Origin of the sequence: Streptomyces laurentii (genome assembly GCF_040635425.1) — a bacterium.
GTDB classification, from domain to species: Bacteria; Actinomycetota; Actinomycetes; order Streptomycetales; family Streptomycetaceae; genus Streptomyces; species Streptomyces laurentii.
Window position 1 is genome coordinate 1 of record NZ_JBEYHT010000080.1, and the last position, 14,472, is coordinate 14,472.

The following is a 14,472-nucleotide window of genomic DNA, read 5'->3' on the forward strand; positions in this document are numbered from 1 at the left end:
GGACCGAGCTGGCTGGACCCGGACTATCTGATCCAGACCTTCGGTCCGATCGGTGTCCTCGCCATCGTCTTCGACGAGTTCGTGCTCAGAGTGCCTGGGCCGCGGGCTTCACCATGCCCCGGACGGTCCGGGACTTGACGAACTCGCCCATCGCCGTCATCTCCCACTCGCCGGAGAACTGACGGATCAGCTTGGCCATCATCACGCCGGTCTGCGGCTCCGCCGTGGTCAGGTCGAACCGGACCAGCTCCTCGCCGGTCGCCGCGTCGATCAGCCGGCAGTACGCCTTGGCGACCTCGGTGAACTTCTGCCCGGAGAAGGAGTTCACGGTGAAGACCAGGCCGGTGGTGTCGGCGGGCAGCCGGCCCAGGTCGACCACGATGACCTCGTCGTCGCCCGCGCCCTCGCCGGTCAGGTTGTCACCGGAGTGCTTGACGGCCCCGTTGAGGATGGACAGCTTGCCGAAGTAGCAGCTGTCGACGTGGTTGCGCTGCGGGCCGTAGGCGATCACGGACGCGTCGAGGTCGATGTCCTTGCCGCGGTAGGCCGGCTCCCAGCCGAGGCCCATCTTGACCTGGGAGAGCAGCGGCCGCCCGCCCTTGACCAGGGACACGGTCTGGTTCTTCTGGAGGCTGACCCGGCCCTTGTCGAGGTTGATCTTCCCGCTGCCGGCGGGCGGGGCCGGGGGAGCGGCGGGCGGGGCGGCCGGAGCCGGCGGGGCCTGCCAGGCCGGCGGAGCCGACGGCATCGAGGGCGCGACCGGAGGGGCGGGCGGCGCGGGCGGTGCCACGGGCGCGGGGGCGGCGGCGGGCGTGGGCTCCTCGTCCACGCTCACGCCGAAGTCGGTGGCGATGCCGGCCAGCCCGTTCGCGTACCCCTGGCCCACGGCACGGGCCTTCCACGCCCCGTTGCGCAGGTAGATCTCGATGACGACGAGCGCGGTCTCGGTGGCGAGCTGCGGCGGGGTGAACGTGGCGAGCACGCTGCCGTCGTCGGCGTTGCGCAGGGTCGCGGTGGGCTCGATGCCCTGGAAGGTCTGGCCGGCGGCGTCGGGGCTCGCGGTCACCACGATCTTCTCGATGCCGGCCGGGACGGCGGAGGTGTCCACGAGGATCGCGTCCGGCGCCGTGCCGCCGCCGGAGCGGTAGGTGACGCCGGGGCCGGCCGGCTGGTTGTAGAAGATGAAGTCGTCGTCGGAGCGCACCTTGCCGTTGGCACCGAGCAGCAGGCCCGATACGTCGAGCCGCACCGGAGCGGCGACGTCCACCGCCACGCGCGCGGCGGTGAGAGGGATGTTCGAGCCGGGGGTCATAGCGGTCATGCCGGGGCTAACGAACAGGGCACCTTTGCCGTTCCCTTACCCGCGCCCGGTTCGGCCACCTTGGTGACGCGGGTGCTGCTTGGCGGTCCGTTCGTTGCCGAACTTGTACGCGCCCGTCCAGCGCGCCATCACCAGCTGCGGGTCGCCGGCCTCCACCTCCTGGAGGAACCGTGCCGCGCGCCCGCCGCGCAGCGTGGCGGCGGCGCGGCCGCGATGGGTGATGACGACGCTGCCGTCCGAACGCCGGGTGTGGACGAATCCCTGAGGCTGAGGCATGGCGGGCATCCTGCCGGTCCGCGCCGAGCCCGTCACACGAATATTCATCCGTTCGCGCGGAGGCGCGTGCGGGTTCGCGTGCGGGTTCGCGGGCGGTTACGGAGTCCCCGCCCCGTGCGGGCGAGCACCGCGGCACCGGCGAGGCCCGCGATCCCGAGCAGGGGCAGCACCACGCGGACGTCGACCAGTGTCGTCAGCCCCGCGCCCAGGGCGAGGGCCACCGCGTTCGGGGCGAAGACCAGGGTGTGCGCGGTCCCCGCCGCCCGGCCGACCGCCTCGGCCGGGACGTGCCGCTGCACCGCCGTCGTCGCGGAGATCAGCACCCATGGCAGCCCCACCCCGATGAGCGCGCTCGCGGCGAGCGCGGCGGCGTCGGACGGCAGGGCCCGCCCCGCCGCGCCCACCGCGAACAGTCCGAGCCCGAGCACGGCCGGCGCCCGCTCCGGCAGCCGCCGCAGCAGCGGACCGGCCGTCAGCCCGGCGACGACGGACCCGGCGCCCTGTACCGCGTACAGCACACCGGCGTACGCGGGGGCGCGCCCGAGGACGTGGTCGACGACCGCGTAGATCAGCGCGCCGTTGAGCCCCGCGAGCAGCATGGTGAAGCCACCCGCCAGGACCAGCCGCCGCAGCTCGGGCGACGCCCACAGCAGCCGGGCGCCGTCGGAGATCCGGGGTCGCCGCCGCGGCGCGGGCCGCTCCTCCCGTACCCGCAGCAGGGCGAACGCCCCGGCCGCCACCGCGAAGGAGGCCGCGTCGAGAAGGGCGACGGGCCCGCCGCCGTACCGGGCGAAGAGTCCGGCGGCGACGAGCGGGGCGAGCAGCTTCATCGCCTCGTTGACCGTCATCCGCAGCCCGTTGAGCTCCCCGAGCCGGTCCTGGTCGAGCGTGCCGGCGGCGAGGGCGGTCTCCGCCGCCTCGTGGACGGCGCCCTGGGTCCCGTACACGAGGAGGACGGCGAACAGCAGCCACACCCGGCCGGGCCCGTCCACCGCGAGCAGCAGCGGCAGCAGCGCCGCCATCGCCAGGTTCACCCCGACCAGGAGCGGCCGCCGCCGCACCCGGTCGACGAGCGAGCCGAGCAGCGGCCCGAGGAGCGCGGGCGCCCAAAGGGCGAAGGCGGTGAGGGCCGCCAAGGCGTCGGAGCCGGTGAGCGACTTGACCCAGATGCCGGAGACCAGCCACAGCGCCGTCGTCCCGAACCCGGACACGAGGACGGCGGTCAGGTAGAGGGGAACACGCATGCCCGCAGGCTGGCGTCTGAGGTGGCCGCCGCGGATCGGTCATATGCCCAGTCTTCGGCGGCCCGTGGCCTCAGGGGGCGGACTCAGTCGGTGGGGGCGGACTCGGGCAGTGGGGCGGACGGCGTCCGGTTGCGAACTCCGGCGGGCGGGGTGGCATAGGCCAGACGGCGGTGTTCGCGCTGGAGGATCAGCCGCACCAGGGGCGGATGGACGAGGCGTACGGGGACGAAGTAGGCGCGGCCGAGGACGTGGTGGAACCGTACGGCGGTGGCCAGGGTGACGCCCTCGTCGTCGATCACCACCGAGGCCCGGAAGTCCAGGTGGGAGGCGTCCTCGCCGAGCATCAGCTCCCGTTTGGCGGTGCCGCGCACAGGGAACGGCAGGACGTTCCGCCAGGCCCGCGGGTCGCGCGGCATACCCGGTTTCAGAGGCATATGCCAGGCGTCGGTGAAGTCGGGGTGCGGGAGGGCCTCACGGAGCAGCGAGGCGGCGGCGGGGACCGGGACGGCCCGCGGGCGGGCCCAGAAGAGCCGGTTGACGAGCCGGGCCCGAGGCGGGCGACGGGCCGGCCGGTGGGGCAGGGCGCCGAGGGCCGCCCGTTCGACGTTGTCGAAGATCTCCTCGACCATCGTGTCGTGCACGGGCTCGATCGCCAGCTTGAAGAGCGCGCGCGACCGGGCGTCCATGGCGACGGCGAGGGTGTGGGACACGCGGCAGCGGTCCGGGCCGAGCGGTTCGACGTCGAGCCGGTGATAGCCCGAACCCAGGCCGCCCTCGTTCATGTCGAAGCGGACCGAGCGGCCGGGCTCGTGGGCGGTGACCCGGTAGCGGATCGAGCCGTGCCCGCCGTCGGCGCCGACGGCGAGCGGGCGGTCCAGCGCCATGGCCGGCCAGACCGGCGTGGGGAAGAGGGGATCGTCCGGCGCGGACAGCCGGTCGACCAGGGCTCCGACCGTCTCGGCCGGGGCCGCGACGATCCGGTGATGGGTGTTGCGTACCGTGCGCGCAGCGGGCATGACCGCACCTCCATACGGGAGCGTATGTTCTCCGTACGGTAGCGTACGGTGCCATGTCCGAGCACCCGGAACCCGCCCCCTCCGCACCCGCGCCGCCCGCGGCCCCGGCCGCCCGGGAACGCCACGCCCGCCGCCGGCTCACCGCCGACGACTGGGCGGAAGCGGCCCTGGCCGCGCTCGGCGAACGCGGGCTCGCCGGTGTCGCCGTGGAACCCCTCGCGACCCGCCTCGGCACGACCAAGGGCAGCTTCTACTGGCACTTCGCCAACCGGGACGCGCTCGTCGCCGCCGCCCTCGCCCGCTGGGAGGAGATGTCCACCGAGCGGATCATCGCGGCCATGGAAGCCGCCGAACCCGACCCCGCCGGCCGGCTCGCCACCCTCCTGCGCGCCGCGACCGCCTCCGCCGCCGAGGACCCGCTGGAGGTACGGCTGCTCGCGGCGGGCGACCACCCCGAGGTGGCGGCGGCGCTCGCCCGTGTCACCGAGCGCCGGGTCGGCTATCTCGCCCGGCTCTTCGAACGGCTCGGCTTCCCGCCCGAGGCCGCCCGGCACCGCGCCCTGCTCTCGTACACGAGCTACCTGGGCCACGCCCAGCTCTCCCACGCGCTGCCCGGCGCCGTCCCCACCGACCCCGCCTATCTGGCGGCGGTGGCCGAGGCGCTCCTCAAGCCCTGACGGCCCTGACGGCCCTGACGGCCCTCACGGGGAGCTACCCGACGGTGCCCGCGGTGTCCGCGGTGTCCGCGCGCCGCGACTCGACGCGCAGCGCCGCGCCCGTCACCAGGGCGCCCACGCCCTCCCACAGGCCCACGCCGAGGAACCCGGCCGGGGCCCGCCCGGTGACCACGGTGAGCGTGAACACCGTGCAGGTCAGCAGCCGGAACGGGACCGTCCAGCGGAAGAAGGGCTTCCAGTCGGCGAGGGCGGCCAGCACGTAGTAGACGCCCATATTGAGGGCCGCCATCGAGGAAGCCGTCAGAAAGAGGAGGGTGTGGTCGCCGTCCGCGCGGCTCGCCTCCGGCAGGGGGTCCAGCCCCATGAGCCGGATCATGACGTCCGGCTGGATCAGGCCCACCAGGCCGAGGACGCCCGCGAGGACGCCGAAAACGGCCATGGTCCAGCCGGACAGGGAACGGGGGAGACGCACAGCAGGTCCTCCGGGGTGCGGGCGCGCGCCGACGCGCGCGCGGCAGCGTGATCAGGACACCTGCATATCGTGCGACGGGGGCCGATGATCAACCGGCCCCCGTATCACGCGACTTCACCCCTCCCGGGGCACTCAGCCCTTCAGTGCGGCCCGCATCATCTTCTGTGCCACCGGGGCCGCGAGCCCGTTGCCGGAGACCTCCGAGCGCGCCGCCGCGGAGTCCTCGATCATCACCGCCACGGCGACCTCCTTCCCGGTGCCCGGGTCCTTCGCGTACGAGGTGAACCAGGCGTACGGCGTCTTGCTGTTGTTCTCGCCGTGCTGCGCCGTACCGGTCTTGCCGCCGACCTCGGCGCCGGGGATCGCCGCGTTCGTGCCGGTGCCCTCCTCGACCACCGTCCGCATCGCGCTGCGCAGCTGCTCGGCCGTATTGGACGACACGACCCGCCGGGTGTCCCCGTCCTCGAACGTCCGCAGCGGGTCGCCGTCGGCGTCGACGACCTCCGTGACCATGTGCGGCGCCGCCAGCAGACCGTCGTTCGCCAGGGCCGCCGACACCATCGCCATCTGGAGCGGCGTGGCCGTCACGTCGAACTGGCCGATGCCGGTCAGCGCGGTCTGCGCCCGGTCCATGCCGGTCGGGTACACGCTCGGGTAGGCCCGCACCGGCACGTCCAGCTTCTCGTCGTCGAAGCCGAACTTCTCCGCCGTCGCCCGTACCTTGTCCTGGCCCAGGTCGACGGCCATCTTCGCGAAGACGTTGTTGCAGGAGTAGCGCAGCGCGGTGCGGATCGTGGCGTTCGCGCAGGGCGCGGCCGGGTTCTCGTTGGTGAGCACGGTCCGGGTGCCGGGCAGCGTGTACGGGTTGGGGCTGCGCGTCGGCTCGTCCACGGACCCGTACAGCCCGTCCTCCAGCGCCGACGCGGCGACGACCAGCTTGAACGTCGAGCCCGGCGGCAGCGGCTGCCGCAGCGCCCGGTTGACCAGCGGCTTGTCCGGGTCCTCGGTGAGCCGCCGCCACGCGTCGCCGTCCGTCACCCCGGTGATCTTCGACGGGTCGTACGACGGCGTCGACACCATCCCGAGGATCCGCCCCGTCTTCGGGTCGATGGCGACGGCGGCGCCCTTCTTGTCCCCGAGCGCCTCGTACCCGGCCTTCTGCACCTCCGGGTCGATGGTGGTGACGACGGTGCCCGGCTCCGTCTGCTTGCGCGTGATCGCGTCCAGCGGGTTCTTCAGCCGGTCGTCGGTGCCGCCGAGGACGTCGGCGTAGATGCCCTCCAGCTGGGTCGCCCCGTACGCCTGGGAGCTGTAGCCGGTGACCGCCGCGTACAGCGCGCCGTCGGTGTACACCCGCTTGTACGCGAGGTCGCCGCCGGTCGTCCGCTTCGAGCCGGTGACCGGTGAGCCGGCCACGACGATGTTCCCGAGCGGCTGCGCGTACTGCGCGATGGTGTTCCGCCGGTTCTTCTTCTCGTGTGCGAGCGCCTGAGCTTCGTACGCCTGCACCCAGGTGGCCCGGCCCAGCAGGACCAGCACCAGGAGCAGCGAGAAGACCGAGGCCCGCCTGATCGTCTTGTTCATCCCGTATCCGGGACGAACGGGCGTACGGGCCGGGTTCCGGTTCGCCCGGATTCTCAGCGAACCTTCATGGAAGGCGGCGGCGCTCCGGGACGCCCGGGACCCGTCGTTCAGCCGGGCGTGATGAACCCCGACTCGTACGCCGCGATCACCGCCTGTGTACGGTCCCGGGTGCCCGTCTTCGCGAGGACGGCGGCCACATGGGTCTTCACCGTGGCCGGGCCGACGCCGATGAGGCCGGCGATCTCCGCGTTGGTCAGCCCCTTCGCCATCCGCCGCAGCACCTCCGCCTCCCGGTCGGTGAGCCGGGCCGCCCACGGCGGGGCGGACCGCGGCCGGCGGCGGGCGTGCTCGGCGGCGAGACCGCGGACGGCGGCCGGGTAGAGCAGCGAATCACTGCGGGCGACCAGCCGGACCGCGCTCACCAGCTCCTCCGGCGCGGCCCGCTTCAGCAGGAAACCGGACGCGCCGACGCGCAGCGCCTCGTAGACGTAGGCGTCGTTCTCGAAGGTGGTGACGACCACGACCCGCGGCCCGCCCCGGCCCCCGGACTCCCCGGCCGCCTCGGCTTCCCCTTCCCCGATCGCGTCGGCCTCCGCCGCCTCGCCGTGCCCGTCCGCGACGATCCGCCGGGTCGCCTGGATGCCGTCGATCCCGGGCATCCGCACGTCCATCAGGACGACGTCCGGCCGCAGCTCCCGCACCACCGACACCGCCTCGGCGCCGTTCGCCGCCTCCCCGACCACCTCCAGGTCCGGTTCCGCGTCCAGGATCACCCGCAACGCCGTCCGTACCATCCGCTCGTCGTCCGCGAGCACCACCCGGATCACCGCGCACCCCCGGCCGGCAGCCGCGCCGCGAGCCGCCACACGCCGTCCACCGGACCCGCCTCGGCGCTCCCGCCCAGCAGCCGGGCCCGCTCGGCGACGCCGCGCAGACCGCGCCCGCCGTCCGGACGGGCCACCGGCGCCGGGCCGGACAGCGGATTCTCCATGGTGATCTCCAGTTCGTCGCCCGACAGCGCGATCCGCGCCGTCACCGTCTCCTCGCGCGCGTAGCGCACCGCGTTGGTCAGCCCCTCCTGCACGATCCGGTACCCCTCGCGTGACACCGCCTCCGGCAGCCGGCCGAGATCCCCGCGCACCGTCAGCGCCACCCGCGCCGCCCCCGCGCCCCGGACCAGCGCGTCCAGTGCCTCCAGACCGGGCGAGGCGAGCGCCCCGTCGTCCTCGCCGCTGCGCAGCAGGCCCAGGACCGAGTCGAGTTCGCCGAGGGTACGGCGCCCGGTCTCCTCGATCGCGGCCAGCGCCTCCCGCACGAAGTCCGAGGCCGGGTCCGCGTCGTGGTCCTCGCCGTGGTCCGCGTCCGCGGCGGCGGGCTTCGGGCCGAGGATCCGGCGGGCGGCCGCGGCCTGGAGGGTGACGGCGCTCAGCGCGTGTCCGACGGAGTCGTGCAGTTCGCGGGCGAGCCGGTTGCGGACGGCCAGTTCGGCGGCCCGCCGCTCGGCGGCGGCGAGCCGGTCGGCCGGGCTCGGCCCGAGCAGCCGCGGCGCGGCGGCGGCGAGCAGCGCGCCCGTCGCCGCCACCACGCCCGCGAGCGCCAGCAGCAGGAGCAGCCCGAGCGGCAGCCCCAGCCAGGCCTGACCCGCCCCGTCGAGGTGCCCGTACCCGCCCAGATCCGAGGCCCGCAGCCGGGCCGAGAACGGCAGCGCCATCAGCGCCACCGCGAACGGCGGCAGCGCCAGGCTCGCCCCGCTGACCAGCGCGCCCAGCCCCACGTGCAGGGTGAACCAGCCCGCCGACCGCGCCCGGGCCCCCCAGCCGCGGGCCGGGCCCTCCGCGAACCGGCCCGGCGCCACCCCGCACAGCGTCCGGGCCGCCGCCACCGACATCGGCCGGGCGAGCGGGAGGAGCGCGGCGAGGGCGGCGAGCGGCAGCCCCACCGCGTACGCCGCGAACTGGTCGCCGAGCCGGTTCCCGAGCGGCGCCCCGCCGCCGAACGCGCCCACGACCACCGTGCCGACCAGCCAGAACGGCATGAACACGGCGCCGCCCAGGACGATATGGATCCAGCGCCGCCGGGCCCGCTGCCCCAGCAGCGTCCGGAGCGCGGCGCGCATCACGCTGCCGCGCCCCGGGCGAGGCGGCGGCTCCGGGCGGTCAGGACGGCGGCCAGGCAGCCGGCGAGCAGGAATCCGGTGATCATCTCGCCAGCGTAAGTGGTGATCATCAGGGTCGTCGGGGTTTTCCCGGCGTCGTCCATCGGTCCGCTCGACACCCTCGACACCACGGACACCAGCGTCATGTACGCGCCCCAGCAGCCCGCCGCCCCGGACGCCACCCACGCCCACGCCAGCGCGGTCCGCACCCGCCGCCCGGCCGGCCGGTCCGCCACCAGGCACAGCGTGGCGACCGCGGCGACACCGAGGAACAGCGCCCGGACCAGGTCCACGACGGCCTGGTCGCCGTGGTACTCGGCGAGGTACCGGGCGGGCAGGCCGACGGTCGCGCCCGCCGCCCACGCGGCATGGAGCGCGGCCGGACCCACCGCGAGCACCGCCCCGGCCACCGCGGCCACCCGGACCCGCGGCCCCACCAGGCCCGCGAGCCCGTCGGACCCCGGCGCGCCGAGCCGCCCGGCCCACACCGGACTCCAGCGGTCGTGCGCGTACAGCGCGAACAGCGTGCCGAGACTCAGGCCCTGCACGATGAACCCGCCGTACACGACGGGGAAGACCCAGGCGTCGAGGAACGGTTCGGCGGCCGGCCCCGACCCGCCGCCGTCCGCGTCACCGAAGGCGGCGACGACGAGCTGGGCCGGGTATCCGGCCATGATCGGCGCGAGCAGCCCGGTGGCCGCCCACATCGGGAACACCAGCAGCCAGGCCCGCACCCGCAGACCCCACGGCCGGGTGAGCAGCAGCGCGAGCAGCACCACGATCGCGTCGGCGAGCACGCTGAGCCCGTTGGCGACGATCAGCATGACCCGGTGGTCGAGCAGCCCGCTGCCGTCGGGGACGCCGATCCGGCTGCCCGCCACCCAGGCGACTTTCAGGGCGATGTACGGCAGGCAGGCGACCATCGCGAGGACGCGCAGCGCCGGCCGGAGCGGACCCGCGGGGCCGGGTCCGGGGCCGGGGCGGGACATCGGGGGGACATCGGCGGAGGGGGAAGGGGAGCGGGAGAACGTCATGTCCCCACCCTCGGGTCCCGCCCCCGTCCGGCACGTCCTGCCGGCCGGCGGACCTGCTCCGCCGTGCGGGGGAGCAGGATCAGCCCGCCGGGGGAGAACCGGGGCGGAGATCGCACCCGTACAGGTCACACCCGTACGACGATCTTCCCGAGGTGGGTGTCGGACTCCATCAGCCGGTGCGCGTCCGGCAGCGACTCCAGGCCCTCGAAGACCTCGGCGATCACCGGCGCCGGCGAGCCGTCCCGCAGCCCGGAGCCGACGCACCCGGCCATCCGGGCTCGGCGCCGAACTCGCCGAGCCGCTGCCCGGATCCGACGCGATCGTGCCCGCGCTCCTCGACACCCTGCTGCTCTCGCTGCTGCGCACCTGGTGGCTGGCCGAACGCGCCGACCGGTCCACCGGCTGGTCCGCCGCCCTCGCCGACCCGGCCGTCGCCGCCGCGCTGCGCGCCCTGCACGGCGTCCCCGCCCACCCGTGGACGGATCGAGGAACTCGGCGCCCTCGGCGGCCTCTCGCGCGCCGCGTTCGCCCGCCGCTTCACCACCCTGGTGGGCCGGCCCCCGCTCGCGAACCTCACCTGGTGGCGGATGACGACCGCCGGCCGGCTGCTCCGCGCGGACGATCTGCCCCTGCGGGCCGTCGCCGAACGCTCCGGCTACTCCTCGGAGTTCGCCTTCGCCAAGGCGTTCAAGCGGGAGTACGGGATGGCGCCGGGCCGGTATCGCGCGGCGTCCTGACGCCCGGTCCGGCCCCCGGCTCCGGCCCCCTGTCTCCGGCGCCGGCCCTCAGTCGCGGCGGCGCGGCAGCCGCACCGAGGCCAGCGCCGTCACCGTCAGCAGACCCACGCTGATCAGAAGCGAGGTGCGCAGGGAGGGCGCGATCCCCTGGGCGGCGGCCAGCGACCCGAAGACCGCGACGGCCAGCGCGCCCGCCGTCTGCCGGATCGCGTTCAGCAGCCCGGCCGCCGTGCCCGCGCGCTCGGCGGGGACGGCCTCCAGCATCGCGGCGATGATCGGCGGCAGCGCGAAACCGCAGCCCAGCGCGAGCGGGACGAGCAGCAGTGCCTGCGCCACCCGGGGCGTGTCCGCGTCCACCGCCAGCAGGCCGAGCAGCCCGGCCACCGCCACCACCTGGCCGGCGACGATCGGCAGCCGCGCCCCGTACCGCGCCGCCACCTTCGCGGACAGCACGTTCACGCCGGCGAGCAGCCCCGTCATCGGCAGGAACATCAGGCCCGCGCCGAGCGCGGACAGTCCGAGCAGCTGCTGGAAGAAGAGACCGAAGAGGAAGATCATGCCGTAGAACGCGACCGTGTTGGCCGCGCCCGCCGTCACCGACACCCCGGGGGCCAGGTCCGCAGATCGGCGCCGATCGCGGGCAGGGCGACATTGACCACCGAGGAGTCGAGGGTGATGAGCGCGAACCCGAGGAGCGCGGTGAAGAGCGCCGGCCCCGGGGAGCCGCCGGACACGGCGCCCGAGGCTGGGCTTGAGCGTGAGCCCGAGCCTGGGTCGGAGCCTGGGTCGGGGCTGTGGCCGGTCGAGGGGGAGGGTGTGCCGCCGCCGGTGGCGGGACGGGTGTCAACGGCCTTCGAGGCGTGGTCTGTTGGGGTCATGGATCCAGCCTGCTGGGCGGCGGCGCCCTACAGCAGTGGCCTGAATGTCATATGACCGGAGGTTCTGGCCATGACCGCTGTCCGGCGCGTCGCCGTGATCGCCGCCCCGCCCGTCTCGATGTTCAACCTGGCGATACCGGAACTGCTCCTTGCCAAGGTCGAGGTGGACGGCCGGCCCGGTTACGAGACGGTCGTCTGCACGCCCGTCCCCGGCCCGGTCGCCACCACCGGCGGGCTGGACCTGCACATCCCGCGCGGACTCGACGCCCTGGACGGCGCCGACACCGTGATCCTGGCCGGCAGCGGCCCGATCGACGCCCCCGATCCACGGGTCGTCGACGTGCTGCGCCACGTCGCGGCCGACGGCAAGCGGATCGCCTCCATCTGCACCGGCTCGTTCGCCCTGGCCGCCGCCGGGCTCCTCGACGGCCGCAGCGCCACCACGTACTGGGCCCACCGGGAACGACTCGCCGCCCGCCATCCGACCGTCGACCTCCAGGACGACGTCCTCTTCGTCCAGGACGGCTCGCTGGTCACCCCCTCGGGCTACGCCGCCGGCATCGACCTGTGCCTGCGCCTCATCCGCACCGACCACGGCGCCGCCGTCGCCAACACCGTGGCCCGGCTCGCGCTGGCCGCGCCCGTACGGCCCGGCGGCCAGACCCAGTTCACGCACACCCCGCTGCCGCCCGAGCGCGGCGTCTCCTTCGCCGCCACGCGCGCGTGGGCCATGGCGCACCTCGACCGGCCGCTCACTCTCACCGACCTGGCCCGCCACGCCGGGGTCTCGGTGCGCACCCTCTCCCGCCGCTTCCACGCCGAGACCGCCGTCAGCCCGCTCCAGTGGCTGCTGCACCAGCGCGTCGAACGCGCCAAGGAGCTCCTGGAGACCACCGCGCTGCCGATGGACGTCCTTGCCCGCGAGTCCGGCCTCGGCACGGCGGACTCGCTGCGGCGCCACATGCTGCGGCGGACGGGGCTCACGCCGAGCGCGTACCGTACCTCCTTCACCTGCATGACCGATGCGCGGGACGCGGCCGGTCACCGCGCGCCACGACCTCGAACGTCCGGGAGGAGCGCGCAAGTTGCGATCACTCAAATGGGGGAACAGGCTGGAAAGTGAGAACGCGTGAGCGGAGTGCCGCCACGCCACACCCACCGGATGTCACCGGATGTCAGGAGTCGGTCATGCCGGAGAAGCCGGAAGAGATCCCGACCATCACCGTGTCGCTGGACGACCTCAAGCCCTCGGCGATCGGGTCGCGGTCCTTCGCCGCCCGCGTCGACCTGGGCGGTCTGTCAGGTCTCGCCGACCTGCATCTCCTCGGCGGACCCACGGGCCAGCCCATCACCGTGAACTCGCACGTGTGCGCCTCGATCGCGGAGTACGCGGGGAACCCGGGATCGCCGAGGTTCATGGGCGCGGCGAAGATGAGCGTCCTGAACGTCGTGCCGGGGGACAACGACGTCTTCACCCGGGTCTTCATCGACTGGCCCACGGAACTGACCGCGGCGGTCGACTTCATCGTCATCAACGACTGAACGGAACGCGACGGGCGACCGGGGCGGCCGGGACGACCGAGGCGGCCAGGGTGGCCGGAGCGGGCGACTGATTGACGGGGGAGCGGCGGGAACCCAGGCTGGGGCCATGGATTCCTCTGACACGCTGACGCCCCTCGGCGGAGCCGAGTTCGCGCCGACCCGGACCTATCTCAACACTTCCGCCTGCGGATTGCTGCCCCGCCGCACCATCGAGGCCGTCACCCTGCTGGTCGAGGAGACCGCCGCCGGCCGCCCCGACGGCGCCGGCGACTTCGGGGTCGTCGACGAGGTCCGGGCCGCCTACGCCCGGATCGCGCATGTCACCCCCGACCGGGTCGCCGTCGGCAGCTCGGTCTCCGTCCATGCCGGCATGGTGGCGCAGTCCATGCCGTCCGGCGCCGAGATCCTGTTCCCCGAGGGCGACTTCTCCTCCCTCATCACCCCCTTCACCGTGCGCGGCGATCTGAAGACCCGCTTCGTCCCGCTGGAGCGGCTCGCCGAGTCCGTACGCCCCGAGACCGCGCTCGTCGCCTTCTCCTCCGTGCAGTCGGCCGACGGCCGCACCGCCGACTTCGCGGCCGTCCGCGCCGCGGCCGCCGCGCACGGCGCCCGTACCCTCTGCGACGCCACCCAGTCCGCGGGCTGGCTGCCGCTGTACGCGGGGGAGTGGGACTTCACCGTCGCCGGCGGCTACAAGTACCTGCTGTGCCCGCGCGGGGCGTCCTTCCTCACCGTCACCGAGGAGGCCCAGGACGCGCTGCTCCCCATCCACGCGGGCTGGGTCAACGGCGAGGACCTGTGGGTCAACAGCTACGGTCCGGTACGTGAACTGGCCCGCAGCGCACGGCGGTTCGACGAGCCGCCCGCCTTCCCCTCGTACCACGGCGCGGCCCGCTCCCTCGCCCTCCTGGAGGAGATCGGCATCGAGCGGATCGAGGCGCACGACAAGGCGCTCGCCGCCCGCTTCCGCGCCGGGCTCGTCGAGCTGGGCCGTCCCGCGGTGGCGGACGACTCGACCGTCGTCGGCATCCCGGGCCTCGGCGACCGTGCCGACGCGCTGCGCGAGGCCGGCGTGCTCCTCTCCGCCCGGGCGGGCAACCTGCGAGCCTCCTTCCACCTGTACAACTCGGCCGCCGACGTCGACCGGGCCCTGGAGGTCCTCGCCGGATGACGCGTGAACTCCTCAACGTCCGGCTGCTGCCCGCCGACGACGGCCCGACGCCGCTGACGGACGAGGAGGAGCGGCGCTGTCAGGCCGTGCTGTTCGGCGAACTCGGCGACACGATCGCCGGCCGGGGCTGGGCGCGCTATCCGGCGTACACGCCGGAGGACCGGCGCCGGCTGGTCGGCGTCGCGGCCCGGCTGACCGCCCACTGGGGGCAGCGGGTGTACGTCGAGGCGGAGGACCCGACGCGGGTCCGGCTCTCCCTCGCCGGTTACGGGATCACCGGGACCACCGGTGGCACCGGGATCACCGGGGCCGCCTGAGGTGGCCGGCGGGTCCGGGCCGCCGAGGCGTCCTGGACCCGCCGGACC

The 14,472-nt window shown here is 74.5% G+C and carries 17 protein-coding genes and 2 pseudogenes; 7 read left to right on the forward strand and 12 right to left on the reverse strand.

Annotated features, from left to right (window positions below):
• Window positions 1-78 (forward strand): annotated as a pseudogene (locus tag ABZ693_RS32375) (DedA family protein); the annotation flags it as partial.
• 7 nt (window positions 79-85) lie between these two features.
• On the opposite strand, the gene ABZ693_RS32380 reads toward ABZ693_RS32375, so the two are convergent.
• The 4 genes from ABZ693_RS32380 to ABZ693_RS32395 form a co-directional block, all read right to left on the reverse strand.
• Window positions 86-1,321, reverse strand: a complete 1,236-nt coding sequence (locus ABZ693_RS32380) for a TerD family protein (RefSeq protein WP_359884811.1) — start codon at window positions 1,319-1,321, stop codon at window positions 86-88.
• A gap of 36 nt (window positions 1,322-1,357) precedes the next feature.
• Window positions 1,358-1,597: a hypothetical protein gene (locus tag ABZ693_RS32385; protein WP_359884813.1), complete on the reverse strand. Its 240-nt coding sequence runs from the start codon at window positions 1,595-1,597 to the stop codon at window positions 1,358-1,360.
• Window positions 1,598-1,641: 44 nt separating this feature from the next.
• Window positions 1,642-2,841, reverse strand: a complete 1,200-nt coding sequence (locus tag ABZ693_RS32390) for an MFS transporter (protein WP_359884814.1) — start codon at window positions 2,839-2,841, stop codon at window positions 1,642-1,644.
• A gap of 83 nt (window positions 2,842-2,924) precedes the next feature.
• Window positions 2,925-3,857 (reverse strand): DUF2867 domain-containing protein, encoded by a 933-nt coding sequence (locus ABZ693_RS32395; protein WP_359884816.1) that lies wholly within the window; start codon window positions 3,855-3,857, stop codon window positions 2,925-2,927.
• A 53-nt stretch (window positions 3,858-3,910) separates the two neighbouring features.
• Here ABZ693_RS32395 and ABZ693_RS32400 point away from each other — a divergent pair, with 53 nt between their 5' ends.
• Entirely contained in the window at window positions 3,911-4,534 is a 624-nt protein-coding gene (locus tag ABZ693_RS32400) for a TetR/AcrR family transcriptional regulator (RefSeq protein WP_359884818.1), read from the forward strand.
• Window positions 4,535-4,568: 34 nt separating this feature from the next.
• Here ABZ693_RS32400 and ABZ693_RS32405 read toward each other — a convergent pair whose 3' ends face one another.
• From ABZ693_RS32405 to ABZ693_RS32430, 6 genes are all read right to left on the reverse strand, one after another.
• Window positions 4,569-5,006, reverse strand: coding sequence for a hypothetical protein (locus ABZ693_RS32405; protein ID WP_435842609.1), 438 nt, complete (start codon window positions 5,004-5,006; stop codon window positions 4,569-4,571).
• A gap of 132 nt (window positions 5,007-5,138) precedes the next feature.
• Window positions 5,139-6,590, reverse strand: coding sequence for a peptidoglycan D,D-transpeptidase FtsI family protein (locus tag ABZ693_RS32410; protein WP_359884819.1), 1,452 nt, complete (start codon window positions 6,588-6,590; stop codon window positions 5,139-5,141).
• 107 nt (window positions 6,591-6,697) lie between these two features.
• A complete protein-coding gene (locus ABZ693_RS32415) occupies window positions 6,698-7,384 on the reverse strand; it encodes a response regulator (protein WP_435842610.1) in 687 nt (228 codons plus the stop codon).
• Window positions 7,385-7,413: 29 nt separating this feature from the next.
• Window positions 7,414-8,706 (reverse strand): sensor histidine kinase, encoded by a 1,293-nt coding sequence (locus ABZ693_RS32420; RefSeq protein WP_359884820.1) that lies wholly within the window; start codon window positions 8,704-8,706, stop codon window positions 7,414-7,416.
• A complete protein-coding gene (locus ABZ693_RS32425; RefSeq protein ID WP_359884821.1) occupies window positions 8,706-9,779 on the reverse strand; it encodes a hypothetical protein in 1,074 nt (357 codons plus the stop codon). The genes ABZ693_RS32420 and ABZ693_RS32425 overlap by 1 nt, the downstream gene beginning before the upstream one ends.
• Window positions 9,780-9,904: 125 nt before the next feature.
• Entirely contained in the window at window positions 9,905-10,051 is a 147-nt protein-coding gene (locus tag ABZ693_RS32430; protein ID WP_359884860.1) for a zinc-binding dehydrogenase, read from the reverse strand.
• A gap of 2 nt (window positions 10,052-10,053) precedes the next feature.
• On the opposite strand from ABZ693_RS32430, the pseudogene ABZ693_RS32435 reads away from it, so the two are divergent.
• Window positions 10,054-10,516: pseudogene (locus ABZ693_RS32435) on the forward strand (helix-turn-helix transcriptional regulator); the annotation flags it as partial.
• 48 nt (window positions 10,517-10,564) lie between these two features.
• On the opposite strand, the gene ABZ693_RS32440 reads toward ABZ693_RS32435, so the two are convergent.
• Window positions 10,565-11,113 carry an MFS transporter gene (locus tag ABZ693_RS32440; protein WP_359884823.1) on the reverse strand — a complete coding sequence of 183 codons (549 nt, stop codon included), beginning with the start codon at window positions 11,111-11,113 and terminating at the stop codon, window positions 10,565-10,567.
• A complete protein-coding gene (locus ABZ693_RS32445; protein WP_359884825.1) occupies window positions 11,110-11,250 on the reverse strand; it encodes a hypothetical protein in 141 nt (46 codons plus the stop codon). Before ABZ693_RS32445 ends, ABZ693_RS32440 begins: the two co-directional genes overlap by 4 nt.
• Window positions 11,251-11,464: 214 nt before the next feature.
• Here ABZ693_RS32445 and ABZ693_RS32450 point away from each other — a divergent pair, with 214 nt between their 5' ends.
• The 4 genes from ABZ693_RS32450 (at window position 11,465) to ABZ693_RS32465 (ending at window position 14,424) form a co-directional block, all read left to right on the forward strand.
• Window positions 11,465-12,517 carry a GlxA family transcriptional regulator gene (locus ABZ693_RS32450; RefSeq protein WP_359884826.1) on the forward strand — a complete coding sequence of 351 codons (1,053 nt, stop codon included), beginning with the start codon at window positions 11,465-11,467 and terminating at the stop codon, window positions 12,515-12,517.
• A gap of 65 nt (window positions 12,518-12,582) precedes the next feature.
• The gene (locus tag ABZ693_RS32455; RefSeq protein ID WP_359884828.1) at window positions 12,583-12,936 is read left to right on the forward strand and encodes a hypothetical protein; all 354 of its coding nucleotides are present in this window, start codon (window positions 12,583-12,585) and stop codon (window positions 12,934-12,936) included.
• Window positions 12,937-13,042: 106 nt separating this feature from the next.
• On the forward strand, window positions 13,043-14,107 hold the full coding sequence (locus ABZ693_RS32460) for an aminotransferase class V-fold PLP-dependent enzyme (protein ID WP_359884830.1): 1,065 nt from the start codon (window positions 13,043-13,045) through the stop codon (window positions 14,105-14,107).
• On the forward strand, window positions 14,104-14,424 hold the full coding sequence (locus ABZ693_RS32465; protein WP_359884832.1) for a hypothetical protein: 321 nt from the start codon (window positions 14,104-14,106) through the stop codon (window positions 14,422-14,424). The genes ABZ693_RS32460 and ABZ693_RS32465 overlap by 4 nt, the downstream gene beginning before the upstream one ends.
• The last annotated feature ends 48 nt before the right edge of the window (window positions 14,425-14,472 follow it).